Source organism: Streptomyces sp. NPDC102360 (assembly GCF_044766085.1).
In the GTDB taxonomy this organism is placed as follows: Bacteria; Actinomycetota; Actinomycetes; order Streptomycetales; family Streptomycetaceae; genus Streptomyces.
Genome location: NZ_JBIWLG010000003.1, coordinates 114348 through 139583, shown reverse-complemented (window position 1 = coordinate 139583; position 25236 = coordinate 114348). Strand labels below are relative to the sequence as shown.

Here is a 25236-nt window from a genome sequence, read left to right as displayed (position 1 = left end):
CGCGTACGACGTTGATGCGCGCGACGCGCGGACATCCGGCTCCGCGCACCACGTCGTACGAGACACAGGGAGTCACCCATGCGGGACACCATGCGGGCCGCCGTCAAGAAGACCTTCTCCTCGCTCGCCGCGGCCGTCGCCGCCCTCGGCTGCGTCATCGCCGCCGGGCAGCCGGCCGCCGCCGACGGCAAGTGGTGCAACAACGCCGTGTGCATCGAGACCTACGACTCCGGTACGTACCTGGGCCGCGTCGAGGTGTCCGTCATCAACACCAACCAGCCGCACCGCATCAGCGCCCGCGTGTGGACCACCGACGGCTGGTCCGCGAATACCAAGGTCGAGGACGTCGACGCGTTCCGCACCTACCGCGACCAGGCCTACCCACAGCGGCACTTCGCGCCGGGCACGCGGCTGTGCGCCGAAGGGTTCCGCGGTGGGGAGAGCGTCGGCCTGCCGTGTGTGACGATCACCGAGTGACGGCAGCCCGGCTCCCCAACCACTGACCCCTTAGGGGGACGCGGACCGCGTGGCCGGTGCCGACGGCGGCGGGCGGCTGGTAGCCGTGGACCCATGAACCACACCAAGCGCGTCATTCGTTCGGTGCTCGCCGCCGCGGTCCTCACCCTCGCGGGACTCGCCACCTCGCACACCCCGGCCGTCGCGGCCGACGGCTGCAACTCCGACCCCGGCATCCCGGTCCAGGGTCCGCCCGGCACCATCACCGCGACCGCCAACAGCACCGGCTGCGCCGGCAACTGGACGTTCAAGGCGGTGCTGCAGAGCTCGCGCTGGTACGGCTGGGCCGACGACGCCGAGCAGACGTGGGTCGGCAGCGGCAGCGCCACCCTCAGCGCCGGGTGCGCGGGCGTGCACGACCACCGGGTGATCCTCTTCTGGAACAGCGGCCCCGCTCAGGGCCAGCAGATCAGCCCGGTGAGCAACCTCAACTGCGGCTGACCGTCCGGGAATCGCGGCCCAGCCACCAGTAGAGGGCCACCGAGCAGAGCGCGGCGCCGGCGCACCACGTGGAGATGAACTCCCAGCGCCACAGCGCCGCGCACACTGCCGCCACGACCGCCGCCAGGACACCGAGCAGCACAGGACCCCGCTCGCCCGACAGCAGCAGCGAACCGATCGTCGCCACCAGATAGCCCGCCAGGAGCCAGCCGGCATGCGGCAGGCCGATCGAGTAGCCCATCGTGTGTCCGCGGACCTCGGCGGTCACCGTGCTCGTCGCCAGCACGTACGCGAGCGCCCCCGACGTCACCATGCCCGCCGCGAGCGGCACGATCAGCCGACGGCGAGTGTGTGGCGCCACCGCGCACCACACACTCGCAGGCACCCACACCGGCAGCAACGGCAGCGCGATCACCGCCCACGCGAGGACGGTGGGGCCGCTGCCACCGCCGTCGTTCCAGATCACCGCCTCGATGATCTGATGCGCCCCGAGCAGCAGCGGCAACGCCGCGAGCGGCACGGCCCGCGGCCGGGCCCGTACCGCTCGCGTCACACACCCCACGCCCACCGCGGTGATCGCGCCACCCGCCACCAGATCGGCCGTCGCACTCCAGCACATGCGATCACGCTAGGTTTCCGGCGGCCGGGCGGCGAGTCGAGGAGCCGCGCCCCGCTACGGTCGGACGTTGTCCCGTGCGGCCGGGTCCGGCTGGATGTTCTGGTTGTTGCGGAACACGTTCTCCGGGTCGAGGGCCGCCTTGACGCGGGCCAGGCGGGCGTAGTTGCCGCGGTAGCTCGCCCGCACCCGCTCCTGCCCCTCGTCCATCATCATGTTCACGTAGGCGCCGCCCGCCGAGTACGGGTGGAGCGCCTCGAAGTAGTCGACCGTCCAGCGCCGCAGCAGATCGGCGTTGCCCGGGTCCGTGTCGACGCCCGCGAACACGCTCGCCCAGCGTGCGTCCCGGTAGCTGAACGCGGTGTCGGACGGACCGACGTCATGGGCGGCCCCGTCGATCGGGTAGAGGTGCATCGTCGACTGCATGGACGGCGTCTGCGGCCCGAACTTGGCGTGCAGCTCCACGGCGTCGTCCGGGATCTCGCGGACGAAGTCGGCCCGCCAGTACCACTGGTCGCCCGGCGGGTACAGGCCGTCGAACATCGACTGCATCACGGGATGCGGCATCGGCGCGACCGCGTGCAGCAGCGGCGCGGGCAGCTCACCCAGGAGTGGCGCCATGGCACGGTCCGCCGCTTCCGGATCCCCGGACGTGTGACACCACACGACCCCGCACACCTTCCGCAGGTGCAGCTCCTCGGGGAACGGCGCGGCCGGCGGCACGGACCCGAACAGGAAGAAGCCATTGACGTCGCGGGGCGCGGCGGGCAGGAACTCGCGGTAGGCGGCGAGGACTTCGGCGCTCTGCTCGGCGGGCCAGAACGTCGGCCCTGCCACCACCGTGCCCACCTCGTGCAGCCGGAACGTGAAGGACGTGACGACGCCGAAGTTGCCGCCGCCGCCCCGGATCGCCCAGAACAGGTCCGTGTTGGTGTCGGCGTCCGCGCGCACCGGGGTGCCGTCGGCGAGGACGACCTCCGCCGCCAGGATGTTGTCGACGGTCAGGCCGTAGCGCCGGGTGAGGTGCCCGAGGCCGCCGCCGAGCGCGAGGCCGCCGACGCCGGTGGTGGAGATGATGCCGCTGGGCGTGGCCAGACCGTGCTCGTGCGTCGCCGCGTCGACCAGGCCCCAGGTGGCGCCGCCGCCGACCTTCACGGTACGGGCGGCCGCGTCGACCTCGACGGAGTTCATGGGCGCCAGGTCGGCGACCACGCCGGCCTCGCAGGTGCCGAGCCCCGCGCCGTGGTGGCCGCCGCCGCGCACCGCGAGCGGAAGTTCGTGGCGGCGGGCGAAGGCGATCACCTTCGCCACGTCGTCCACGTCGGCGCAGCCCGCGACGAGCGCGGGACGCCGGTCGATCATCGCGTTGTAGACGGCGCGGGCCTCCTCGTACCCGGAGTCCGTGGGGCCTGTCAACGTCCCCTGGAATCCGGTCAGTTCGCGGCGCGCGGCCTGTTCGGGTGTGGTGGTCATGCGGTCCCCCGAGTCGAGTGGGTGTCGTTCGCCCCGTTCTACGGGCGTTGCGTCCGGTCGGGCATGCGTGGCCGACACCCACCTCGGCCGGGTGGGTACCTACGTTTCGCCGGACGCCGTGAGCCCGATCTCCGCCGCCCGCTGGGCGGCCCGGCGCCGGGTGGGCGCGTCCAGCTTCTCCAGGACCGCGCGTACATGGTTGTCGACCGTGCGCACCGAGAGGACGAGGCGCTCGGCGATCTCCGCGTTGGTGAGCCCCTCCATCAGGAGCCGCACCACCTGGAGTTGACGGCCGGTCAGCCCCGCCGGGTTGCCGCGCGCTGCCGCGTACGGCCCTCGGGGGACGTGGCGTACGCCGAGATCGCGGAGTTCGGCGCGGACCAGGCGGGCGAGCGGCGCCGCGCCCAGTGCGTCCAGGGCGGTGAGCGCGCTCAGCTTGACGGCCGGGTCGGGGCTCTGCGCGAGCGCCGCCGCCTCCTCGTACGGACAGCCGGCCGTGTGCCACAGCTCCGCGGCCTTGTCCCACTGGCCCGCGGCCTGGAGCGCGTACGGGTGGGTCGCGCCGTCGTGCGGTGCGGGCCTGCCCGCCCGCGTCAGCCAGTAGCCGAGTTCGTAGCGCTGCGGTGCGGCGAGCCGCCGGGCCCGCTCGTACACCTGCCCGGCGGCGGCGAGCACGCCTGCCCGGTCGCCGCGCAGCCACGCGGCCTCCGCGCGGGCCGCCGCGACCGGGCCGAGGCGCTGCAGCTCATCGGTGCCGACCGCGATCCGCCAGGCCTGGTCGAGTAGTTCACCGCCCCCGGGCTCGCCGCGCCGCACCCGGACGCGTGCGAGGACGGTGAGTGCGGGGCAGCGGGCGGGCGGGAAGACGTCCGCGCCGAGGCGCGCGTACCGCTCGGCCTCCGCCCAGTCGCCCGCCGCGAACTTCCGCAGCGCCAGCTCGACTTGAAGATAGGTGAGGAAACCGAGGTGCTCGGCGCGGTCGGCGAGGTCGATGGCGGGGGAGAGGTGCCGGTCCGCCTCGGTGAAGCGGAGATCGTCCATGAGTGACCACACGATGTTGGCGTAGGCGCGGCACGCGTGCTCCACCTCGCCCGAGTCCAGAGCCACCGCCAGGCTCTCCTCCAACTGCCGCTGCCCCAACGGGTCCCCGTCCCGCCAGCGCGCCGCGCCGACGTTGTTGAGCGCGTGCGCGAGAATCGCCGGATCGCCTGCCCTGCGGGCCAGCGCGATGGCCCGCTCGCCGTACTCGACGGCCTGGGCGTACGCGTCCGACAGCATCCGCAGCTGCGCCGTATTGCTGAGGGCGAGCGCCAACAGCCGGTCGTCACCGGCCCGTTCGAGCACCGTGAGGGCCTCGCGCGCGGCCGCCTCCGCCGCCGTCGCGTCGCCCGCCCACCAGTGGATCCGCGACAGCCAGCGCAGATCCGCGCCGAGCGCCCGCGGCTCGCCGAGTTCGCGGCGCAGCTCCACCGCCTCCCGCTGCGCGGTGACGGCGGCGTCCGAGTCGCCGATGGTGTAGCTCTCGATCGCGTACTGCTCCAGCAGATCGGCCAGCTCGGCGGCGCCGTGGCGCTCGCGCCGGCGCAGGACGAGGCGCAGGTGCGCTGCGGCCTCCCGGTGCGCGCCCGCCCGCGCCGCGTCACGGGCGGCCCGGGGCCCGTACCGCGCCACCGCGTCGAGGTCGCCGGCCGCCGCCGCGTGGTGCACGATCCGGGAGCGGTCGGCGCCCGGCTCGGCCACCAGCGCGGCGAGCACCGCCCGGTCGAGCGCGATCCGCCGGGCCGCGGGCAGCGAGTCGGCCACGGCGCGACGGATGATCTCGTGCCGGAACGCCACCCGGTCCGGCGCCACCACGAGCAGCCCGCCCTGCTCGGCCGCCGCGAGCGCCTCGAAGCCGCCCGGCAGCAGCGCGTCGACGAGTGACTGCTCCACGGCCGAGGGCACCACGGCCAGCTGCTCCAGCGCGTCCCGCGCGGTGTCGTCGAGGCGGCGCAGCCGGGCGTGCACCGCGTCCACCACGGTCGGCGGCACGACGCCCGTGCCGCCCGCCGCCACGACCTCGGCCACGAAGAACGGATTGCCCGACGTCACCGCGTACACCTGCGCCGGATCGAGCCCGGCCGCCGCGCACAGGCTGCCCACGGCCGCGCGCGACAGCGGGGCGAGCGGCAGGCGGTGCACGCGCGCCGCGCCGGACACCTGGCCGAGCAGCTGACGCAGCGGATGCCCGCGCCCCAGTTCGTCGTCCCGGTAGGTGAGCACGAGCACGGCGGGCAGCCGCTCGATGCGGCGCACCAGATACCGCAACGCGTCCAGCGAGGCCTCGTCCGCCCAGTGCACGTCCTCCACGACGAGCACCGCGGGACGTGGGGCGCCGGCCAGCTCGGCGTGCAGTGCCTCGTAGATCCGGTGCCGGTCGCCGGCGTCGCGTACGGCGCGGGCCAGATCGGCGCCCACGCTGCCGACGAGGTCGCGCAGCGGGCCGAGCGGGCGGCCGGTGGCCAGGTCGTCGCAGTGTCCGACGAGGAGGCGGGCGGTGGGTGGCAGCACGGTGGGCAGCGCGCGGACCAGGGACGACTTTCCGATGCCGGCCTCGCCGAGGACGAGCGTGACCGAACCGGCACCGCGTGCGGCGTCCCGGGCGGCGTCGGCCAGTCGCCCCAGTTCGAGATCCCGCTCGAGGATCCCCCCGTCCATACGAGGATCCTCGCACCAGGTGGGCTCCGGCGGGAGCGGGTGGCGGGGCGGATACGTCTATCGCGGGATGCGGTGCGTGCGGCCACGCGTGGTTGCGGTCACGGGGCTCCGCCCCGGCCCCCGCGCCTCAAGCGCCGGCGGGGCTCGATAGATCGGGGCTCGGTCCCGGACCCTGCGCCTCAAGCGCCGGTGGGGCTCGATAGATCGGGGCTCGGTCCCGGACCCTGCGCCTCAAGCGCCGGCGGGGCTCGATAGATCGGGGCTCTGCCCCGGACCCTGCGCCTCAATCGCCGGTGGGGCTCGATAGATCGGGGCTCGGTCCCGGATCCCGCGCGTCAAGCGCCGGTGGGGCTCGATAGATCGGGGCTCGGTCCCGGATCCCGCGCGTCAAGCGCCGGCGGGGCTCGATAGATCGGGGCTCTGCCCCGTACCCGCGCCTCAAGCGCCGCAGGGGCTTGATCTGCCCACCCAGCCCCCGCGCATCGGTCCCGTGTAGGGCTCATGTATATTCTTTCTATATGCATCTATCTCCGGGGCCCGTCGACGCCACCGAGGCCCAGCGCATCGAAGGCGCTGCCCGAGGGCTTCTGCGGGGGATCGCCCAGCTCGGGCAGTCCCTCTTCAGGGAAGGCGAGTTCGGGCTCACGCGCAGCCAGGTCGTGCTGCTCGACGCGCTGGAGGACGGGCCGTCCCGGGTGACCGGGCTCGCCGCCCGTACCGGCATGGCACAGCCTCGGGTCACCGTGCTCCTCCAGAAGCTGGGGGAGGCCGGGCTCGTCGAGCGGCGGCGCTGCGAGGACGACCGGCGCGCCGTCGACACCTCCCTGACGCCCGCGGGACGCGCCCTGCTCGAAACGGGGCGGCAGCGAATGGCCGCCGCCCTGCTGGCCTCGCTCGAGGGCGGCGCCGTCGACGACCCGGAGCGTGCGGTGTCCACCGCGCGGGATGCGCTCGCCATCTTGTTGAACGCCATCGAATCGGAGGCCAGTTGACCACCCCGGGCACCCTGCCGGACCAGCACGCCGTCGCGACCGAAGCCCCGCCAGGAGCCGACCTCGCACCCCACCGCGTGGCCGGGCCCCGCAGATGGTGGGACTGGGTCCTCGCGGCCGACCCCGGTCTCGGTCAGCTGCAGACCGGCTGGCGCACCCTCGTCGCCATGGTGACCGCGCTCGCCGTCGGCTACGCGATGGCCGAGGCGCTCGGCATCCCCGACATGATCGGCATGATGGTCGCCGGGATGATGGGCCTGATGAGCGCCTTCGCGGTCGCCGAGAACACCTGGGACCGCCTCGCCCGCGCGATCCTGTGGATGCCGTTCCCGTACACCGCCGCGCTGTGGCTGTGCGCGACCATGAACGGCGAGCGCGTGCCGCAGATGGTGCTGATGATCGCGGCCCTCGCCGTGACCTTCCTGCTCGCCAGGTTCGGGTCCATCCCGCTGGTCACCGGCATGATGCTGTTCAACGGCTTCATGGTCGGCATGCTCGCGGGCATCCCCGTCGCGCTCGTCGGCAAGGCGTTCGCGGTCGCCCTGGTGTCCGCCGCCGCCGTCCTCGTCACGCGGCTCCTGCTGTGCTACCCGATGCCCCGCGAGGACCTGCTGCGCACCCAGCGCGCCTTCGTGGTCGAGGCGCGGCGCGTCGCCGACGCCGCCGTGGACGCCGTCGACCCCGACGCCGACCAGGAGCGGGCCGTGCGCCGCATGGACCGCTCGCTGCGCCGCCTCAACATCACCACCGTCACGATCGACGGCCGCCTCGCCCAGCCCGAGGTCGCCGCCGACCCGGACGCCGCCGAGCTTCTGCACCGGCACCTCTTCGACGCCGAGCTCGCGCTGCGCGGCATCGGCCAGGCCGTCCAGGAACTGACCCGGCTGCCCGTCCCCGAGCAGCTGCGCGAGGCGCTCGCCGTGGGCCTCGTGCTCGCCCGCGACACCCCGATACGCGAGGCGGAGGGCCTTCAGCCGGCCGCCGCCCACATCCAGGAGCGCGCCGAGGCGGTCCTGGCCGACCCGGCCGCCCCCGCCGAGGACGTGGAGGCCGCGGTGCTCGCGCGCCGCGTCGGTCACCTCCTCGACTCCCTCGCCCGCGCCCTGCACAACTGGCTCACGCTCGGCGCGAGCGCCGTCGCGGGCAAGGCCGAGGTGCCGTTCAAGCCGACCGTCGCCCTGGAGAACAACCGGCTGCCCGGCTCCGCGGGCCCCACCCGCAAGGCGCTCGCCGGCACCACCGAGTCCGGCTGGCGCCGCGCCATCCCGTACATCCGGGTCCCCGCGCACGCCGCCGTGGCCGCCGCGATCGTCGTACCGATCTCCGACGCCATCGACCCGCACCGCTTCTACTGGGGCCTCGTCGGCGTGATGATCACGCTGTTCGGCACCAACACCACCCACGAGCGGCTGCGGAAGTTCGGCCACCGCATGGTCGGCACCGTCGTGGGCGCCGTCCTCGGCATCCTCCTCGTCCACCTCGTCGGCCGCGACCACGTCTACTGGACGCTCGCGATCATCGTCGCCGGACTCACCTTCGGCGCCTGGGGCATGGCCCGCGCCTACGCCTGCTGGGTCGTCGGCCTCGTCGTCGCCCTGTGCCAGCTGTACGCCATGACCACGCCGGAAAGCGGCATGGACCACCTCCTCGGCGAGCGGCTCCTGGACAACGGCATCGGCGTCCTCGTCGCCACCGCCTGCGCCGCGCTGATCTTCCCGCTGGCCCGCCGCACCGTCGTCCAGGAGGCCGAGCGCGGCTACGTCGACGTACTGGCGCAGGTCGTCGCGCAGGTCGAGCAGCGTTGGACGCAGCCCGACACCCCGGTGCGGCTGCGGGGCGCCGCGCGCGCCGTGGACGCGGCGCTGCTCCAGGTGCAGGCCGTCGCCAAGCCGCTCGTGCGCATGCCGGTCGGCGTCAGCGGCCCGGCCGCCGAGCACCGCGTCGCCCTGCTGACCTCCGCCACGGGCCACGCCCGCGCCCTGGCCTCGGCCGCCGACATAGACGTGGATCTGCCGCCGCGGCTCGTCGAACGCGCCCGCCTCGTCACCGCCACGGTCACCGCGTCCCTCAAGGAACTCGACCGGTTCTTCGCGACCGGCGAGCCCGAGGGCACGTACCGCAGGGTGAGCCCGCTCCTGCGGGAGCTGCGCAGCGAACTGGCCCCGGCCAGGTCCGGGCAGCGCGCCCAGCGCCTGCACACGGCGCTGCGCGAACTCGACGCCCTCGACGAGACGCTCGCCGCGTACGCCGAGCAGGCAGGCCTGCCCGTCGCCACCGGGAACGGCACCGCGCAGCGGCCCACGTCCCCGATGCAGCGCCGCACGCGCGCGGTGATGGCGGCCTGGGGCGAACCGCGACCGGAACCGCAGCCGCAACCGCAGGCTCTGGCTCGACCGGCCGCCGCGCCCAAGCCGGCACCGACGCCGCAGGCCGACGTCCCACAGCAGCGTCGCGAGCCGGAGCCCGTGGGCCGGGCCCGCGTCACCGGTCGGGTGGAGTGTGCCGAGCATCCCGCGGGCTGCCCCGCCTGGATCACCGTGATCAGCGCCCGCGGCAAGCGGCTCGCCAAGGCCGCGGTGAACCAGGGGAGTTACGCGGTGGAGGGGCTGCCCGCGGGCACCCACACCCTCGTGATCTCTGCGTCGCAGCACACACCGCGCGCCGAACTGGTCAGGGTGGAGGACACGTTGGGCGTCGTACAGCACGACATCCGACTGTCGCACTGACGGTCCGCTGCTGCATTCGAGGGAACCGGGGACACGCGGGCGCGCGTGTCCCCGCTTCCCGTTCCGGCGTCCGCTAGTCGTGGTGGTGTCCTGTCATACACCGGCCAAGGAAGCGACTACCTGATGACGTCCCTGGAGAGCGCGGCGGCGAGTGCCGAGGCACCGGATTCGGAGACCGCACACGCGCGGCGACCCGGTGCGGTGGTGATCAAGTGGCTCACCACCACTGACCACAAGACGATCGGCTCGCTGTATCTGATCACCTCGTTCGCGTTCTTCGTCGTCGGTGGCATCATGGCGCTCTTCATGCGCGCCGAACTGGCCCGCCCCGGCCTGCAGATCCTGGCGAACGAGCAGTTCAACCAGGCGTTCACGCTGCACGGCCTGATCATGCTGCTGATGTTCGCGACGCCGCTGTTCTCCGGCTTCGCGAACTGGATCATGCCGTTGCAGATCGGCGCCCCCGACGTCGCGTTCCCGCGGCTGAACATGTTCGCCTACTGGCTCTACCTGTTCGGCTCGCTGATCGCGGCCGCCGCACTGCTCACCCCGCAGGGCGGTCCCGACTTCGGCTGGTTCATGTACGCGCCGCTGTCGGACGCGATCCACACGACGAGCATCGGTGCCGACATGGCCATCATGGGCCTGGCCTTCTCCGGCTTCGGCACGATCCTCGGCTCGGTCAACTTCATCACGACCATCATCTGCATGCGCATGCCCGGCATGACGATGTTCCGCATGCCGATCTTCGTGTGGAACGTGCTGCTGACCGGTGTGCTGGTCCTGCTGGCCTTCCCGGTCCTCGCGGCCGCGCTGTTCGCCCTGGAGGCGGACCGCAAGTTCGGTGCCCACGTCTTCGACGCCACCAACGGCGGCGCGCTGCTCTGGCAGCACCTCTTCTGGTTCTTCGGGCACCCGGAGGTGTACATCATCGCCCTGCCGTTCTTCGGCATCGTCTCCGAGGTCATCCCGGTGTTCTCGCGCAAGCCGATCTTCGGCTACTCGGGCCTGGTGGGCGCCACCATCGCGATCGCCGGTCTGTCCATCACGGTGTGGGCGCACCACATGTACGTCACCGGTGGTGTGTTGCTTCCGTTCTTCTCCTTCATGACGTTCCTGATCGCCGTGCCAACGGGCGTGAAGTTCTTCAACTGGATCGGAACGATGTGGAAGGGCTCCCTGTCCTTCGAGACACCGATGCTGTGGTCGGTCGGCTTCCTCGTGACGTTCCTGTTCGGTGGTCTCACCGGTGTCATCCTGGCGGCCCCGCCGTTGGACTTCCACGTCTCGGACTCGTACTTCGTGGTGGCGCACTTCCACTACGTGGTGTTCGGCACCGTCGTCTTCGCGATGTTCGCCGGCTTCCACTTCTGGTGGCCGAAGATGACCGGCAAGATGCTCGACGAGCGTCTCGGCAAGATCACGTTCTGGACGCTGTTCGTCGGCTTCCACGGGACGTTCCTGGTGCAGCACTGGCTGGGTGTCGAGGGCATGCCGCGTCGTTACGCGGACTATCTCGCGGCCGACGGCTTCACCGCGCTGAACACGATCTCGTCGATCTCCGCGTTCCTGCTGGGCCTGTCGATGCTGCCGTTCTTCTACAACGTCTGGAAGACGGCCAAGTACGGCAAGAAGGTCGAGGTCGACGACCCGTGGGGCTACGGCCGTTCGCTGGAGTGGGCGACGTCCTGCCCGCCGCCGCGGCACAACTTCACCACCCTGCCCCGCGTCCGTTCAGAGTCACCGGCCTTCGACCTGCACCACCCCGGCGTCGCCGCCCTCGACCACGCCGAGAACCGGCACGAGGACGCGTCCGCATGACCGGCACCGAGCACGACGTGAGCGCGGGAATCCAGCAGATGGAGGGCTATCTGCTGTGGAACTCGAAGGTCACCGAGGCCCATACGCAGGCCGAGGCGTTCACCGACCGGCTCGAATGGCTCACCGGGGCGCAGCGCGAGGAGGTGCGGCGCGTCTTCGTCGAGGAGCGCCTCGTCTTCCACCGGGCCGCGCTCGGCCAGATCGTGGCGCGGGCCGCGGAGCTGCGCACCGAGTACGACAAGCGCTACGAGCGCCTGAAGGCGCGCTGCGTCGGCCTCTGCGGCGGCGTCCTCGTCGGCCTGATGGGCCTGGCGTCGCTGGTCGCTCTCAAGTGACGTACATGTACGCGCTCACGTGACGTAGGCGTGCGTGCTCACGTGACGTACGCGTGCGTACTCACGTGAAGTACGCGGTCGGCGGTGTGCCCAGCGCTCGGCGGAACATCGCCGTGAACGCGCTGGGCGTCGCGTAGCCGACCGCTCCGGAGACCGTCGTGACGGGCACGCCCCTGGCGAGCAGCGTCACCGCGTGGATGAGCCTGGCCTGCTGGACCCAGCGGGCCAGGCTCATTCCCGTCGCGGCGGCGAACCGGCGCTGCAGACTGCGCGCGCTGAGATGCGTGTGCGCGGCCGCCTGCGCCGTGGTCCAGCGCTCGTCCGGCCGCTCCCGGATCGCCGCGCACAGCGCGTCCAGGTGCGGGTCGTCCTTCGGCGTCGGCAGGTGCAGCGCGGGCACCGGATGCGGGGCGAGCTCGTGCAGCAGGAGGTTCATCAGGACGCCGTCGCGGCCCTCGCGGTCGTACTCCACCGGGATCCGGGTCGCCTCGTCGATCAGCTCGCGGAGCAGCGGCGAGACCGACACGATGGTGGGCGTGTCGGGCAGGCTCACGGCCGTGTCGGTGGCGATGTACAGAGTCCGCATGGCCACGGCTCCCGCGCAGGTCATCGCATGGATGAGCCCGCCCGGAAGCCACGCGCCGCGAGTGGCGGGGACGACCCAGGTGCCGTGCCCGGTGGTGACGGTGATGGCGCCCGTCATGCCGTAGATCAGTTGAGCGCGACGGTGCTGGTGCGGCGGGATGTGATGCCCGTCGGCCAGGTCACGGGCCATCGCGGCCAGGGGCCGCGGCACGTCCTGGTAGTCGTCCCGATTCTCGCTCTTGCCGTACATGGCGCACTCTCGATAGGTATTGGCCAGATGACGAAAGTGTGCCATCGATCGGCGCCCTAACGTCGCGGTATGTGAACGCCGCACCTCCCAGAACCCAAGCCCTGACCGTCCTCCTCGCGGTCACCTGCGCCGCGACCGCCGCGAACGTCTACCTCTGCCAGCCGATCCTCGGCCCGGTCGCCGATTCCCTCGGCACATCCCCCGACGCGCTGGGCGCGGTGCCGACCGCCACCCAGCTCGGCTACGCGCTCGGCATCCTGCTGGTCGTCCCGGCCGGCGACAGCCACGACAGGCGCCGCATCATCCTCTCCCTCGGCACGGCCTCCGCCGTCGCCCTCGCGGCCTGCGCCCTCGCCCCCTCGGTGACCTTCCTCGTGGTGGCGAGCTTCGCCGTCGGGCTGTGCTCGCCGGTGCCGCAGCTGATCACCCCGCTCGCGGTCGCCCTGGCGGACGACGGCACGGGCGGGCCGGGCCGCGGCCGCACCGTCGGCGCGGTGCAGGGCGGCCTGCTCGTCGGGGTGCTCGCCTCGCGCGCGTACGCCGGTGCCCTTGCCGAGATCGCCGGATGGCGCACCGTGTACGTCGCGTCCTGCCTGCTCACGCTGGTGCTCATGGGCGTGCTCACCCGCCGGCTGCCCAGGACGCAGGGGCGCGCCCCCGCCTCGTACCGGGCGGCGCTCGCCTCGCTGCCCGGCCTCGCCGGCCATCCACTCGTGGCGCGGGTCGTGGTGTCGGGGGCGCTGGTGGGAATCGCGTTCGGCGCTTTCTGGACGACCCTGACGTTCCTGGTCACGGACACCTATGGGCTCGGGTCGACCGCCGCCGGGATGTTCGGCCTCGTCGCCGCTGTGAGCGCGCTCGCCTCGCCGTACGCGGGCCGGAGCGCGGAACGGCTCGGCAGGCGCGGGGCGATCGCCCTGCTGACCGCGCTCGTGCTGGTCGGCTGGCTGGTCATGCTGCCCGCCGGGGGCGGCTCGCTCGTGGCGCTCGTCGTCGGCGTGATCGTGCTCGACGTCGGCGTGTGGGGCGGCCAGGCCGTCTGCCAGACCGTCCTGTTCGCCCTCGACCCGGCCGTGCACAGCCGCCTCAACACCGTGTACTTCACGCTGCGCTTCCTCGGGATCGCGCTCGGCTCACTGGTCGGCACCGTGGCGTGGGCCGCGGGCGGCTGGCCGGGCGTCGTGGTCACCGGCATGGTCGCGGCGGCGGCCGGACTCGTCGTCGGTGTGCTGCCGCTGCGCGCGCGGGACGAGGCGCGGCAGGAGGTCAGCCCACGGCGAAGGACGGGCTGAAGCCGTGCTCGGCGCCGTCGCGGCTCACGAGCTCGATCGCGTAGCCGTTGCCGTCCGGCACATTGGGCAGGACGGTGGACGTCTCGCTGCGAGGCGCCGCGGTCAGCCGTGACGCGAGCCGTACGACGCGGTCGGCATCGCCCCGCACGAGCCACATGTCCAGCTTCTGGCCGGTGGGATTGTGCCAGGTGACGAACATGCTGGCGCCCGCTGTGTGCACGGAGTCCGCTGCGGGCTCCGTGACGGTCAGGGCCTGGGCCGGTGCGGCCATGGGGGCGAAGGCCAGGAGCGGGGCGGCGGCGAGAGAGAGGAATCCGGTGCGGCGCATGCGACGACCTCGTTCCGTCGGATCGATGGGATGGACAGAGGATCCCTTCCCGCCATCGCGGCCGGACCCGAGCATTCGGCCGTCGGCCCCACCCCCGAGGGACAGTGCTGTCCCCGAACCGGTGGCGTCGGCGGGACAGGCCCGGCGCGCGGGCGCATTGTCGCGCACGCGCGCGAGGCCCCCCCCCGAAGCGGCCGGGCGGCGCTTATGGGTGCACGCTGGATATGTGACACGGAGCACGCAGACGACGACACGAGGAGATTCGACATGACCGAGCGCAGCGACTCCTCGGCCATGGGCGACGAGGTGTATCAGCCCTCGGGCCCCGACGTGCGGGACGACGAGGGCATCCTCGAGGTCGAGGACACCCTGAACGACCGTGGCGTCGACCCGTACGACGAGGGATGGTCGCCGCCCGAGCGCCCACTGGCCGTCGAGCACAGCGGCAACACGGCGGCGGAGCGGCAGGCCGGCGAGACGCTCGACGAGCGCCTCGCCGAGGAGCGGCCCGACCCCGTCGTCGACGCGTACGAGACGCTGGAGTCCGGTGGGGAGGACGGCGACGGCGTGGGCGATCTGAACGAAGGCGACGGCGAACCTCAGGACTCAGAGGTGGGCACGGAGCGCGCGGGCCGCCTGGTCGCACCGGACGAGGGCGCCCATGAGGACGCCGAGAAGGACATGCTGGCCAGGGACGCCGGTTACGGCGGGGGCGCGGCATCGGCCGAGGAGGCCGCCATGCACGTGGTGGACGACGAAGAGACCTGAGGTCCGCGGGGGACCGCGCCCCGGGTCACTGGCCGAGGGCCGTCGCGGCCAGCATCAGGGCGGCCGCGGCGAAGGCCGTCACCAGTGCCAGGAGCGGCGGGCCGAGGGCGACATCGCCCGTCACCATCCGCCGCGCCGTGATGCCTATGCAGACCACGCCGATCCCTCCAAGGATCATGGCCACGAAGATCAGCACTGCCGGCCCCTCCTCCTCACGACCCCCGCTTGTGTGTTCGGATCACATCCTCGCCCGGCGAGCCGTACGTCGCACGTGGGGGAGGCCCCGCTCCGTACCCTCTAGCCTGGGAGTACTCGCTCTTTCGGCTCGAGGGGGACCAAGATGGACAGCACCGCGTGGATCGTTGTCGGCGCGATCGCGGCACTCGCGATGCTGGTGGCCGCCGCCGTGCTCCTGGTCCGGGTCTTCAAGGCGCGCAAACTGCTCGCCGACGCGGGCATCCCGCTGCAGAACAAGGCGCTGTTCTGGGCCGCGGTCGTCTACACGATCTCCCCGATCGACCTGCTGCCGGACCCGATCTACCTCGACGACATGGGCGTACTGCTGGTGGCCCTGACGGCGCTGCACAGCGCCGCGCGCAAGGCGGGCATCGGCACAGGAGAGCGCCGGACCCCCACTCCGTGAAGCCCGGCGCCGGCGGCGGACGCGGTCAGACCGCCGCGCCCGGAGCCTCCTTGAGCGGGGCGGTATCCGCGTCCCGCTCGCCCAGCTGCGCGGTCGGTACCTTCGCCGTCTCACGCGCCGTGAGCCCCGCCACCACCGGCAGCACGCACAGCGCCGCCGTGAAGAGGGCCACCGCGCCCCAGTTGTCGCCGCCCGGGCCCGCGATCTGCGCCGCGAACGTCACCGCGAAACCGGAGATGGCGAAGCCGATCTGGGTGCCGATCGCCAGGCCCGAGAGCCGTACGCGGGTGGGGAACATCTCGCCGTAGAAGGCCGGCCACACGGCGTTGGCCGCGCTGTAGACCACGCCGAACGCCAGGATGCCGAGCACGAACGTCAGCGCGTACGAGCCCGTGGAGATCGCCCACAGGTAGCCGAACATCAGCAGCGCGCTGCCCGCGGCGCCCGTGATGAACACGGGGCGGCGGCCGATGCGGTCGGCGAGACGCGCCCACAGCGGGATCGCGGCGAGCGCCACGAGGTTGGCGAGCGCGCCGACCCACAGCATCGCGGAGCGGTCCATGCCGACCGCGTCGCTCGTCGCGTACGACAGGGCCCACACCGTGAAGATGGTGCTCACGGACGCGACCATCGCGCCGCCGATCACGCGCAGCACGTCCACCCAGTGGTCGCGGAAGAGCACCGCCAGCGGCATCTTGGCGACTTCGCCGGACTGTGCCTTGCGGGCGAACTCGGGAGTCTCGTCCAGCGAGCGCCGGATGACGTAGCCGGCGACGGCGACGCCGAGGCTCAGCCAGAAGGGGATCCGCCAGCCCCAGGACAGGAGTTGGTCCTCGGGCAGCGCCGCGATCGGCAGGAAGACGATGGTGGCGAGGAGTTGCCCGGCCTGGGTTCCGTTGAGGGTGAAACTGGTGAAATACGCGCGCCGGTCCTCCGGCGCGTGTTCCAGGGTCATCGAACCGGCACTGGACTGCTCACCGGCGGCCGAGATTCCCTGCATGATGCGGCAGAGCACCAGCAGCAACGGCGCGAACCCGCCGACCTGTTCGCGCGTGGGCAGACAGCCGATCAGGAACGTCGACAGGCCCATCAGGACGACCGTGAACACCATGATCTTGCGGCGGCCCAGGCGGTCGCCGATGTGACCGAGGAAGAACGCGCCGACGGGCCGCGCGGCGTACGCGACGCCGAACGTGGCGAGCGAGAGCAGGGTGGCGTCGGCCGGATCGGACTCGTCGAAGAACACCTTCGGGAAGACGAGCGCGGCGGCGCTGCCGTAGATGAAGAAGTCGTAGTACTCGAGGGCGCTGCCGCTCCAGGCGGCGAATGCCGCCTTGCGGGGCTGGCCCTGTGGTGCGCGCGGCGAGGCTGCGGGGACGGACACGCGGGCTCCTTGAGGGCTGGGCGGATCAACCCGGCGGACCGGAGTCGGCCGGATTAATTAACCCACTGGATAGTTAGTAGCTGATGGCCAGCGATGTTGCGCCCGTGTTTCCCGCCTGTCAAGAGGTTGCGACGAGGACGTACGCGCCGATCAGCGCCGCTCGCCGCCCGCCGTCAGGTACGCGATCACCATGTCGCCCAGCATCGTGCGGTAGTGCTCGCGGCGGTCCCGCGCCGTCAGGTCGCGGCCGAACAGGGCGCCGAACGTATGCCGGTTGGAGACCCGGAAGAAGCAGAACGAACTGATCATGGCGTGCAGATCCACCGCGTCCACGTCCGCCGTGAAGATGCCCTCGGCCCGGCCCTCCTCCAGGATCCGGCCGATCACGTCGATCGCGGGCGAGTTGAGCGAGCCGATCGTCTCCGACGCCGTGATGTGCTCGGCGTCGTGGATGTTCTCGATGCTCACGAGGCGGATGAAGTCGGGGTGCTGCTCGTGGTGGTCGAAGGTCAGCTCGGCGAGCCGCCGGATCGCGGCGACCGGGTCGAGGTCCTCGACGTCCAGGTCCCGCTCCGCGTGCCGGATCACCGCGTAGCTGCGCTCCAGGACGGCCGTGAACAGCTGCTCCTTGCCGCCGAAGTAGTAGTAGATCATCCGCTTCGTGGTGCGGGTGCGGGCCGCGATCTCGTCGACGCGGGCGCCCGTGTACCCGGCGCGGGCGAACTCCTCCGTGGCGACCTTGAGGATCTCGGCCTTGGTGCGGGCCGCGTCGCGGATGCGCCCCGCGCGACGCGCCGGCTCTTCGACAGTGGTCATCCGGCGATTGTAGGAGCCGTTCGGGGACCTGTTCGGATCAGTCCCTTGCCGTGCGGCCCTTCCCAGGAGGGGGCGGGGCTTGATATGAGTAACGAACCAGTTCGTACATTAAGCGTGACGCTCGGCCAGGAGGACCCCCGTGCCCCAGGACTCTCCCCAGGACTCTTATCTCGTCGGTCTGATCGGCGAGGGCATCGGTCCCTCGCTCTCCCCGGCCCTGCACGAGCGGGAGGCCGACCGACAGGGCCTGCGGTATCTGTACCGGCGCCTCGACATCGGCGAACTCGGCGTACGGCCCGAGGACGTGGGGGAGCTGCTGCGGGCCGCCCGCACCGTCGGATTCGACGGTCTGAACATCACGCACCCCTGCAAGCAGCTCGCCATCGAGCACCTCGACGAACTGTCGCCGCAGGCCGCGGCGCTCGGCGCCGTCAACACCGTGGTCTTCGACGGCGGCCGCGCCATCGGCCACAACACCGATGTCACCGGGTTCGCCGCCTCCTTCGCCCGCGGACTGCCCGAGGCCCGCATGGAGCGCGTCGTCCAGCTCGGCGCAGGGGGAGCGGGCGCCGCCGTCGCGCACGCGGTGCTCACCCTGGGCGCCGGCCGCATCGTGCTCGTCGACGCGCTGCCGGAGCGGGCCGCCGCCCTCGCCGCCGCCCTGAACCGGCACTTCGGCGAGGGCCGCGCCGTGCCCGCAGGACCGGACGAACTCGCCGCGCACCTCGCCGAGGCCGACGGCATCGTGCACGCCACCCCCACCGGCATGGCCGCCCACCCCGGCCTCCCGTTCCCCGCCGAACTGCTGCACCCCGCCCTGTGGGTGGCCGAGGTCGTCTACCGGCCGCTGGAGACCGAACTCGTACGCACCGCCCGCGCCCTGGGCTGCGCCGTCCTCGACGGCGGCGGCATGGCCGTCTTCCAGGCCGCCGACGCGTTCCGCCTCTTCACCGGGCGCGAGCCGGACGCCGCCCGGATGCTCACCCACTTCGCCGAACTGGCGGGCGCGGAGGGCACGCTGCAAACAGCCACATCAACCCCTTGCGCCGATTGAGCTGATGAAGCCCCTGCGGCGATTGAGCTCATTAAGCCCCTGCGGCGATTGAGCAGCGGGGTACGGGGCAGAGCCCCGATCTTTTCAACCCCCGCCGCCGCCCGCCCCGCCGACCCGCCCCCTCCGGAAGGAGCCCCGTGCGCACCTCCATCGCCACCGTCTCGCTCAGCGGATCGCTCACCGAGAAGCTCACCGCCGCCGCCCGCGCGGGCTTCGACGGCGTCGAGATCTTCGAGAACGACCTGCTCGCCAGCCCCCTCACCCCCGAAGAGGTCCGTGACCGCTGCGCCGACCTCGGCCTGAGCATCGACCTGTACCAGCCGATGCGCGACATGGAGGCCGTGCCCGAGGACGTATTCGCCCAGAACCTGCGGCGCGCCGAGCACAAGTTCCGGGTCATGCAGCGCCTCGGCACCGACACCGTGCTCGTCTGCTCCAGCGTCTCGCCGCTCTCCATCGGCGACGACGCGCTCGCCGCCGAGCAACTGCGCCGACTCGCCGAGCGGGCCGGCGACTTCGGCGTACGCGTCGCCTACGAGGCGCTCGCCTGGGGCCGGCACGTCAACACGTACGACCACGCCTGGCGCATCGTCGAGGCCGCCGACCACCCGGCGCTCGGCACCTGCCTCGACAGCTTCCACATCCTCGCCCGCGGCACCGAGGGCAAGGACCTGGAAGGTATCGAGGACATCCCGGGCGACAAGATCTTCTTCCTCCAGCTCGCCGACGCGCCCCTGCTCGACATGGACGTCCTGCGCTGGAGCCGCCACTACCGCTGCTTCCCCGGACAGGGCGACCTCGACGTCGCGGGCCTGCTGCGGCACGTGCTGCGGGCCGGGTACCGGGGGCCGCTGTCCCTTGAGATCTTCAACGACGTGTTCCGGCAGGCCGAGGCGGGGCCCGCGGCCGTGGACGCGCTGCGCTCGCTGCTCGCCCTTCAGGAGGCGGTCGGCCTTCAGGAGGTCGTGGGGCAGGGCGAGTTGCCCGCGCCCGTGGTGCCCACCGGTGTCGCCTTCACGGAACTCGTCACCCCCGACGTCGCCCCGGCCGCCGACCTCCTCGCCGCCCTCGGCTTCACCCGCACAGGACGCCACCGCGGCAAGCCGGTCGACCTGTGGGAGCAGGGCGAGGCCCGCGTGCTGCTCAACACCGGGCCCGCCGCGCGCCGCGACGGCACCGTCCTCGCCGCCGTCGGCCTGGAGTCCCCCGACCCGGCCGCCGCCGCCCGCCGCGCGGAGGCCCTGCTCGCCCCCGTTCTGCCGCGCCGCCGAGGTACCGGCGACGTACTCCTCGATGCCGTCGCCGCGCCCGACGGCACCGAACTCTTCTTCTGCGCCACCGACCGCCCCGAACTCCCCAGCTGGATCCGGGACTTCGAGCCCACGGGGGAGCGGCCCGCCGAGACCGACATCACCGGCATCGACCATCTCCAGCTCACCCAGCCCTGGCACCAGTTCGACGAGGCCGCCCTGTTCCACCGCAGCGTGCTCGGCCTCGAACCACGGGCGAGCGTCGACGTCGCCGATCCGTACGGACTGCTGCGCAGCCGCGCCGTCGCCACCGCCGACGGCGCGGTCCGTATCGCCCTCGGGGCGGGCCCAGGTCCCGGTGAGGACCAGGACCGGGCCCAGCACATCGCCCTCGCCACCAGCGATGTCGTCGCGGCCGCCCGCCGCTTCCGCGCGGCGGGCGGGGACCTGCTGCCGATGCCGGGGAACTACTACGACGACCTGGCCGCGCGCTTCGAGTTCGCCCCCGGCGAGCTGGAGACGTACCAGGAACTCGGCATCCTCTACGACCGCGACGCCCACGGCACCTTCCGGCACTGCTACACCCGCACCGTGGGACGTGTCTTCTTCGAACTGGCCCAGCGCGAGGGCGGGTACGAGGGATACGGGGCGCAGAACGCGCCGGTTCGACTCGCGGCGCAGCACGCGCCGAACTAGGGCCTGTCGGCGGCCTTGCGGGCGATCTCCTCCAGGAGGGCGTGGTGCCGCTCCCACTCCAGTGGGGGCAGGCTGTCGTTGTCCTGGCGGTAGCCGATCAGGCCGTCCAGGCCCTCGCGGAGGATGTCGGCCTGGCCCGCGTGGCGCTGCGTGTCGGAGAGGACCCGGACCAGGACGTGGTGGAGCGTGACCTGGTTGCGCTCCTTCGGCCACCACGGCACCGTGCCGACGGTGTCCAGGGGTAGCTCCGTGACCGAGGCGTCCGCATGCGCCCAGGCCCGCCGATAGCGTTCGATGATCGCCTCGCGGGACTCGTCGGCGGTCGCGAACATGTCGGCGTTCTGGTCCGCGGCGTCCGTGAGGTCGGGCAGCGGCTCGCCGTGCGCCCGGCCGAAGGTGTCGCAGAGGTAGCCCAGCTCCACCCCGGCCAGATGCTTGAGCAGGCCCAGCAGGTTCGTGCCCGTGGGCGTCAGCGGGCGCCGGGCGTCGTACTCGGAGAGCCCGTCGAGCTTCCACAGCAGGGCGTCGCGGGCCTCCTGGAGATAGCGCAGGAGATCGTTCTTGTGATCGCTGTCGGTCATGCGCTCACTCTGCTGCCTCGGACAGGCGGGGAACAGAGGTTTTCGACAGGCAGCGACGCACCTCATGGGCTTCGATGGACGGGATGGGACACGAGCCGGAAGCCTCCGCACACGATCCGCTGACCGCACTCCTCGACGGCGTGCGGCTGCGGCTGCGCGATCTGAACGACGGCGAGCCCGCCTCGTACATCCCGGAACTCGGCCGCGTCGACCCGCGCCTGTTCGGCCTCAGCCTGTGCACCCTCGACGGGCGGGTCTACGGGAGCGGGGACACGGACGTCCGGTTCACCGCACAGTCCGTGTCGAAGCCCTTCGTGTTCGCGCTCGCGCTCGCCGACCACGGCCTGGAGAACGTCCTGTCGCGGGTGGGTGCGGAGCCGAGCGGTGAGGCGTTCAACTCGATCCGCCTGGAGGCCGGCACCGGGCGGCCACCGAATCCGATGGTCAACGCCGGTGCCATCGTGACCAGTTCACTCGTCGCGGGCGACACCCCGAAGGCCCGCTTCGAGCGCATCCTGAGCGGGCTCGGCGCCTTCGCGGGGCGGACCCTCGCCGTCGACGAGGCCGTGTACGCCTCCGAGTGCGCCACCGGCGACCGCAACCGCGCCCTCGCCTACCTCATGCACAACGCGGGCTCGCTCACCGGAGACGTCGAGGCGGAGCTCGCCGTCTACTTCCGCCAGTGCTCCGTCCTCGTCACCTGCGACGACCTCGCCGTGATGCACGCGACCCTCGCGGGCGGCGGCATCAACCCGGTCACCGGCGAACGCGTCGTCGCGAGCCGGCACGCCCAGCACGTCCTCGCCGTCATGGCCACCTGTGGCATGTACGACGCGTCGGGGCAGTGGATGCTGCGCGTCGGGATGCCCGCCAAAAGCGGGGTGTCCGGCGGAATCGGGGTGGCGCTGCCGAGCCAGTTCGGGATCGGCGTGTTCAGCCCGCCCCTTGAGGAGAAGGGCAACAGCGTGCGCGGCATCGCCGCCTGCCACCTGATCTCCGACCAGTTCGGGCTGCACCTGATGCGTGCCACGGCTCCCGAGCGCCGGCCGCTGCCGCCGCGCTCCCTGCACCCCACGCCGCTGCGCTCCCTGCGACACCGCACCCGCGCCCAGCGGGCCGCACTCGACGCCCGCACCGAGCGGATCCGCGTCCACGTCCTCCAGGGCGATCTGGACTTCGCCACCGCCGAGCAGACCCTGCGCGCCGCCCTCGAACTCCCGGACGCCGTCGGCTGGTTCGTGCTCGACCTCACCCGCGTCGGCCGCATCGAACCGGTCGCCGCCGACCTGCTGCGCGGTCTCGCCGACGAGCTGCGCACGCGCGACCTGCGCATGGTGCTCGCCGACCCGGACGAGCGGCAGGCGCTGACCCGCACCACGGACGAGTTCCCCGACCTCGGCCGGGCTCTGGAGGCCTGCGAGGACGAGCTGCTCACGGGCATCGGGCTCGACCCGGACGCCCCCGTGCCGCTCGCGGACTGCGATCTGTTCGGTGCCGCCGACCCCGGCCTGCGCGCGGCGCTCGCCGAGGCCTTCGACACCCTGGACCTGGCGGCCGGCGAGTCCGTCGCGCCGCCGCAGACGGTACCGCTCGACCGGATCGTCCTCTGGTACGTGGAGTCCGGACGGCTCGCCGTGTGCGCCGACACCACCGACACGGTCACGGCGACCCGTCGCACCTGGTCGGCGGGCCCCGGCGCCGCCCTCACCCCCGCCGACTTCCCGCCCCGCCGCACCCGCAAGGTCCTCGCCGAACGCGACACACGCTGCCGCACCCTCACCGCCGCCGGCTTCCGACGCCTGAGGGAGCGCAAGCCCGACGCGGTCGCGTTCCTGGAGCGGGCGCCGCTGGAGGGCGCGGAGACGGTGGACCGCGGGGACGTCACCTGACCCATAATGGGCCGCATGACCGACGCGGAGACCGGCCCCAACTCGTCGTCTTCGCAAAGGACTTCGGTGGTGATCGTCGGCGCGGGCCCCGCCGGGCTCACCGTCGGGAACGTCCTGCGGGCCGCGGGCGTCGGCTGCGTGGTCCTGGAGTGCGAGAGCCGTACGTTCATCGAGCGGCGGCCGCGGGCCGGCGTCATCGAGGAGTGGGCGGTGCGGGCCCTTGACCGGCGTGGACTCGCCGCGCAACTGCTCAAGCGCGCGGAGCGGCACACGGCGTGCGAGTTCCGCTTCGCGGGCGAGCGACACCGCTTCGGGTACACCGAACTGACCGGACACCACCACTTCGTCTACCCCCAGCCGCTGCTCGTGACCGATCTGGTGCGCGAGTACGCCGACGTGCGCGGCGGGGACATCCGCTTCGGCATCCGCGACATACGCCTGCACGACCTAGAGGGCGAGCGCCCCAGTGTCTCGTACACCTGCGGCGAAACCGGTCAACGGAGGCTGCTGCACTGCGAGTTCGTCGCCGGGTGCGACGGGGCCCGCGGGGTGACGCGCGAGGCGATCCCCGCCGGCCGAGTCCGGGTCGCGCGGCACGACTACGGCATCGGGTGGCTGGCGCTGCTCGCCCAGGCGCCGCCGTCGGCGGACCGCGTCCTGTTCGGCATGCACGAGGAGGGCTTCGCCGGGCAGATGCCGCGCAGCCCCGAGGTCACCCGCTACTACTTGCAGTGTCCGCCCGGCGACGACCCGGACAACTGGTCGCACGAACGGGTGTGGACGCAGCTGCGCCGGCGCCTCGCCGCCGAGGGTGCCATGCCGTTGACCGAGGGCGAGTTGATCGAGAAGCGCGTCCTCGACATGCACGACTACGTCACGGAACCCATGACGTACGGGCGCCTCTTCCTGGCCGGGGACGCCGCCCACCTCGTCGCCCCCATCGCGGCCAAGGGCCTCAACCTCGCCCTGCACGACGCGTTCCTCCTGGCGGACGCGATCGTGGCGCACACGGCGGGTGACAGCGGCGGTCTCGACGGGTACGGCGAGGCATGTCTGCGGCGCGTATGGGACTACCAGGAGTTCTCGCAGTGGCTGTCGGAGGTCTACCACGGAGCGTCGTTCGGTGACCCGTTCCGCACGGGCACGACGCTGGCCAGGCTGCGCCGCCTGTGCACGTCGCGGGCGGCGGCGACGGCGTTCGCGGAGCAGTATCTGGGAGCGGCGGAGGAGTACTGACGGCTGGGCGCGGCGCCGGCGGCGAAGTGTGTACGCCGCCGGACGCCGCGCCCGTACCGTGTGAAGCTCTCAGCCGGCCCGCAGGGCGTCGTCGAGGAGTGGCAGCAGCCGGTCCCAGTGGCGCTTCAGCGCCTCCGCGGAGAAGGCGGAGGTGTCGGCCATGGTGAAGCCGTGGACGGTGCCGGGGTAGAGCTCGATGGAGTGCTCGACCCCGGCGGACTCGAAGGACTTGTTGAGCTCGGCGACGGCCTCGGGTGCAAGGTCGCCCTCGGCGAGGCCGAGGTGTACGCGGGCGGCGACCTTGCCGGCCGAGAGGTGCGCGCTGTCGGGGGCGTCGGTGACGAGCATGCCGGGGTGGAAGCCGGCGACGGCGCCGACCCGGTCGGGGTGGGCCGCGGCGGTGCGCAGCGCCAGCGCGGCGCCCATGCAGTAGCCGGTCGTACCGATGGGGCCCTCGGCGACCTCGGGCTGGGCGCAGAGGAAGTCGACGTACGCCTCGGCGTCGCTCAGGACGCGCTCGGCGGTGTGCTCCTGGAGCAGCGGCATCAGCTTGCCGAAGACCTCGGGCCGGTTCTCCTCGCTGATGTGCTCGGGAAGCTCGACGACGGGCGAGGCCCCGCGCCGGTAGTAGACGTTGGGCACGAGCACGTAGTAGCCGTGCCCGGCCAGCTCGCGGGCCAGTTCCTCGATCACGGGCCGCACGCCGAAGGCGTCCATGTAGAGCAGTACGCCCGGGTGCCGGGCGCCGTCGTCCGGGAAGGCGACGAAGGCGTCGGCCCGGCCGTCCGCGGTGGGAATCTGCACTGTCCTGCTGGTGGCGATGGCGGATCATCCTTCCTGGATCAAC

At 72.4% G+C, this 25236-nt stretch carries 23 protein-coding genes; 13 read left to right on the top strand and 10 right to left on the bottom strand.

Features of this window, described 5'->3' with window-relative positions; genetic code table 11:
* Positions 1-78 precede the first annotated feature (78 nt).
* Together ACIRHA_RS14900 and ACIRHA_RS14895 are read left to right on the top strand one after the other, a co-directional pair.
* The gene (locus tag ACIRHA_RS14900) at positions 79-477 is read left to right on the top strand and encodes a hypothetical protein (protein WP_403844807.1); all 399 of its coding nucleotides are present in this window, start codon (positions 79-81) and stop codon (positions 475-477) included.
* A gap of 93 nt (positions 478-570) precedes the next feature.
* On the top strand, positions 571-957 hold the full coding sequence (locus ACIRHA_RS14895) for a hypothetical protein (protein ID WP_403844805.1): 387 nt from the start codon (positions 571-573) through the stop codon (positions 955-957).
* On the opposite strand, the gene ACIRHA_RS14890 is transcribed toward ACIRHA_RS14895, so the two are convergent.
* The 3 genes from ACIRHA_RS14890 to ACIRHA_RS14880 all read right to left on the bottom strand — a co-directional run bounded on the left by ACIRHA_RS14890 (position 944) and on the right by ACIRHA_RS14880 (position 5743).
* Positions 944-1576: a DUF6629 family protein gene (locus ACIRHA_RS14890; protein ID WP_403844802.1), complete on the bottom strand. Its 633-nt coding sequence runs from the start codon at positions 1574-1576 to the stop codon at positions 944-946. The two genes, ACIRHA_RS14895 and ACIRHA_RS14890, sit on opposite strands and share 14 nt — an antisense overlap.
* Before the next feature lie 54 nt (positions 1577-1630).
* On the bottom strand, positions 1631-3046 hold the full coding sequence (locus ACIRHA_RS14885; protein ID WP_403844799.1) for an FAD-binding oxidoreductase: 1416 nt from the start codon (positions 3044-3046) through the stop codon (positions 1631-1633).
* Positions 3047-3145: 99 nt separating this feature from the next.
* A complete protein-coding gene (locus ACIRHA_RS14880; protein WP_403844797.1) occupies positions 3146-5743 on the bottom strand; it encodes an ATP-binding protein in 2598 nt (865 codons plus the stop codon).
* Positions 5744-6261: 518 nt separating this feature from the next.
* Between ACIRHA_RS14880 and ACIRHA_RS14875 the strand changes: the two genes are divergently transcribed.
* From ACIRHA_RS14875 to ACIRHA_RS14860, 4 genes are all read left to right on the top strand, one after another.
* Complete coding sequence (locus tag ACIRHA_RS14875; protein WP_403844794.1) at positions 6262-6735, top strand: MarR family winged helix-turn-helix transcriptional regulator; 474 nt, start codon at positions 6262-6264, stop codon at positions 6733-6735.
* Entirely contained in the window at positions 6732-9461 is a 2730-nt protein-coding gene (locus tag ACIRHA_RS14870; RefSeq protein WP_403844791.1) for an FUSC family protein, read from the top strand. Before ACIRHA_RS14875 ends, ACIRHA_RS14870 begins: the two co-directional genes overlap by 4 nt.
* A 123-nt stretch (positions 9462-9584) precedes the next feature.
* Positions 9585-11282 (top strand): cytochrome c oxidase subunit I, encoded by a 1698-nt coding sequence (gene ctaD, locus ACIRHA_RS14865; protein WP_403844788.1) that lies wholly within the window; start codon positions 9585-9587, stop codon positions 11280-11282.
* Positions 11279-11617, top strand: a complete 339-nt coding sequence (locus ACIRHA_RS14860; RefSeq protein WP_403844786.1) for a hypothetical protein — start codon at positions 11279-11281, stop codon at positions 11615-11617. The genes ctaD and ACIRHA_RS14860 overlap by 4 nt, the downstream gene beginning before the upstream one ends.
* 61 nt (positions 11618-11678) lie before the next feature.
* On the opposite strand, the gene ACIRHA_RS14855 is transcribed toward ACIRHA_RS14860, so the two are convergent.
* Positions 11679-12497: a helix-turn-helix domain-containing protein gene (locus ACIRHA_RS14855; RefSeq protein ID WP_403844783.1), complete on the bottom strand. Its 819-nt coding sequence runs from the start codon at positions 12495-12497 to the stop codon at positions 11679-11681.
* A gap of 26 nt (positions 12498-12523) precedes the next feature.
* On the opposite strand from ACIRHA_RS14855, the gene ACIRHA_RS14850 reads away from it, so the two are divergent.
* Entirely contained in the window at positions 12524-13744 is a 1221-nt protein-coding gene (locus ACIRHA_RS14850; protein ID WP_403844781.1) for an MFS transporter, read from the top strand.
* Here the strand turns inward: ACIRHA_RS14850 and ACIRHA_RS14845 are convergent.
* Positions 13719-14072 (bottom strand): Ser-Thr-rich GPI-anchored membrane family protein, encoded by a 354-nt coding sequence (locus ACIRHA_RS14845; RefSeq protein ID WP_403844778.1) that lies wholly within the window; start codon positions 14070-14072, stop codon positions 13719-13721. The genes ACIRHA_RS14850 and ACIRHA_RS14845 overlap by 26 nt on opposite strands.
* A 267-nt stretch (positions 14073-14339) precedes the next feature.
* On the opposite strand from ACIRHA_RS14845, the gene ACIRHA_RS14840 reads away from it, so the two are divergent.
* Entirely contained in the window at positions 14340-14840 is a 501-nt protein-coding gene (locus ACIRHA_RS14840; protein WP_403844776.1) for a DUF5709 domain-containing protein, read from the top strand.
* Between the two features lie 25 nt (positions 14841-14865).
* Here the strand turns inward: ACIRHA_RS14840 and ACIRHA_RS14835 are convergent, their stop codons facing one another.
* Entirely contained in the window at positions 14866-15036 is a 171-nt protein-coding gene (locus ACIRHA_RS14835; RefSeq protein ID WP_403844774.1) for a hypothetical protein, read from the bottom strand.
* 144 nt (positions 15037-15180) lie between these two features.
* Here ACIRHA_RS14835 and ACIRHA_RS14830 point away from each other — a divergent pair, with 144 nt between their 5' ends.
* Positions 15181-15483: a YkvA family protein gene (locus tag ACIRHA_RS14830; protein ID WP_403844772.1), complete on the top strand. Its 303-nt coding sequence runs from the start codon at positions 15181-15183 to the stop codon at positions 15481-15483.
* Positions 15484-15508: 25 nt separating this feature from the next.
* On the opposite strand, the gene ACIRHA_RS14825 is transcribed toward ACIRHA_RS14830, so the two are convergent.
* Together ACIRHA_RS14825 and ACIRHA_RS14820 are read right to left on the bottom strand one after the other, a co-directional pair.
* A complete protein-coding gene (locus ACIRHA_RS14825; RefSeq protein ID WP_403844770.1) occupies positions 15509-16867 on the bottom strand; it encodes an MFS transporter in 1359 nt (452 codons plus the stop codon).
* Positions 16868-17017: 150 nt separating this feature from the next.
* On the bottom strand, positions 17018-17683 hold the full coding sequence (locus ACIRHA_RS14820) for a TetR/AcrR family transcriptional regulator (protein ID WP_403844767.1): 666 nt from the start codon (positions 17681-17683) through the stop codon (positions 17018-17020).
* Between the two features lie 139 nt (positions 17684-17822).
* On the opposite strand from ACIRHA_RS14820, the gene ACIRHA_RS14815 reads away from it, so the two are divergent.
* Together ACIRHA_RS14815 and ACIRHA_RS14810 are read left to right on the top strand one after the other, a co-directional pair.
* Positions 17823-18737, top strand: a complete 915-nt coding sequence (locus ACIRHA_RS14815) for a shikimate dehydrogenase (protein WP_403844764.1) — start codon at positions 17823-17825, stop codon at positions 18735-18737.
* 137 nt (positions 18738-18874) lie between these two features.
* Positions 18875-20683 (top strand): TIM barrel protein, encoded by a 1809-nt coding sequence (locus ACIRHA_RS14810; protein WP_403844762.1) that lies wholly within the window; start codon positions 18875-18877, stop codon positions 20681-20683.
* On the opposite strand, the gene ACIRHA_RS14805 is transcribed toward ACIRHA_RS14810, so the two are convergent.
* Positions 20680-21264, bottom strand: a complete 585-nt coding sequence (locus ACIRHA_RS14805; protein ID WP_403844760.1) for a DinB family protein — start codon at positions 21262-21264, stop codon at positions 20680-20682. The two genes, ACIRHA_RS14810 and ACIRHA_RS14805, sit on opposite strands and share 4 nt — an antisense overlap.
* An 83-nt stretch (positions 21265-21347) precedes the next feature.
* On the opposite strand from ACIRHA_RS14805, the gene glsA reads away from it, so the two are divergent.
* Together glsA and ACIRHA_RS14795 are read left to right on the top strand one after the other, a co-directional pair.
* Entirely contained in the window at positions 21348-23153 is a 1806-nt protein-coding gene (glsA, locus tag ACIRHA_RS14800) for a glutaminase A (RefSeq protein WP_403844758.1), read from the top strand.
* Positions 23154-23168: 15 nt separating this feature from the next.
* Positions 23169-24389: a 4-hydroxybenzoate 3-monooxygenase gene (locus ACIRHA_RS14795; protein ID WP_403844756.1), complete on the top strand. Its 1221-nt coding sequence runs from the start codon at positions 23169-23171 to the stop codon at positions 24387-24389.
* A 69-nt stretch (positions 24390-24458) separates the two neighbouring features.
* Here ACIRHA_RS14795 and ACIRHA_RS14790 read toward each other — a convergent pair whose 3' ends face one another.
* Positions 24459-25193, bottom strand: a complete 735-nt coding sequence (locus ACIRHA_RS14790) for a dienelactone hydrolase family protein (RefSeq protein WP_403844753.1) — start codon at positions 25191-25193, stop codon at positions 24459-24461.
* Positions 25194-25236: the final 43 nt, after the last annotated feature.

Bases quoted from the DNA above. Each gene is read 5' to 3' on its own strand.
- glsA (WP_403844758.1), top strand. From the start codon at position 21,348: ATGGGACACGAGCCGGAAGCCTCCGCACACGATCCGCTGACCGCACTC.
- ACIRHA_RS14795 (WP_403844756.1), top strand. From the start codon at position 23,169: ATGACCGACGCGGAGACCGGCCCCAACTCGTCGTCTTCGCAAAGGACT.
- ACIRHA_RS14805 (WP_403844760.1), bottom strand. From the start codon at position 21,264: ATGACCGACAGCGATCACAAGAACGATCTCCTGCGCTATCTCCAGGAG.
- ACIRHA_RS14880 (WP_403844797.1), bottom strand. From the start codon at position 5,743: ATGGACGGGGGGATCCTCGAGCGGGATCTCGAACTGGGGCGACTGGCC.
- ACIRHA_RS14860 (WP_403844786.1), top strand. From the start codon at position 11,279: ATGACCGGCACCGAGCACGACGTGAGCGCGGGAATCCAGCAGATGGAG.
- ACIRHA_RS14855 (WP_403844783.1), bottom strand. From the start codon at position 12,497: ATGGCACACTTTCGTCATCTGGCCAATACCTATCGAGAGTGCGCCATG.
- ACIRHA_RS14895 (WP_403844805.1), top strand. From the start codon at position 571: ATGAACCACACCAAGCGCGTCATTCGTTCGGTGCTCGCCGCCGCGGTC.
- ACIRHA_RS14840 (WP_403844776.1), top strand. From the start codon at position 14,340: ATGACCGAGCGCAGCGACTCCTCGGCCATGGGCGACGAGGTGTATCAG.
- ACIRHA_RS14890 (WP_403844802.1), bottom strand. From the start codon at position 1,576: ATGTGCTGGAGTGCGACGGCCGATCTGGTGGCGGGTGGCGCGATCACC.
- ACIRHA_RS14900 (WP_403844807.1), top strand. From the start codon at position 79: ATGCGGGACACCATGCGGGCCGCCGTCAAGAAGACCTTCTCCTCGCTC.
- ACIRHA_RS14820 (WP_403844767.1), bottom strand. From the start codon at position 17,683: ATGACCACTGTCGAAGAGCCGGCGCGTCGCGCGGGGCGCATCCGCGAC.
- ACIRHA_RS14830 (WP_403844772.1), top strand. From the start codon at position 15,181: ATGGACAGCACCGCGTGGATCGTTGTCGGCGCGATCGCGGCACTCGCG.
- ACIRHA_RS14845 (WP_403844778.1), bottom strand. From the start codon at position 14,072: ATGCGCCGCACCGGATTCCTCTCTCTCGCCGCCGCCCCGCTCCTGGCC.
- ACIRHA_RS14875 (WP_403844794.1), top strand. From the start codon at position 6,262: ATGCATCTATCTCCGGGGCCCGTCGACGCCACCGAGGCCCAGCGCATC.
- ACIRHA_RS14885 (WP_403844799.1), bottom strand. From the start codon at position 3,046: ATGACCACCACACCCGAACAGGCCGCGCGCCGCGAACTGACCGGATTC.
- ctaD (WP_403844788.1), top strand. From the start codon at position 9,585: ATGACGTCCCTGGAGAGCGCGGCGGCGAGTGCCGAGGCACCGGATTCG.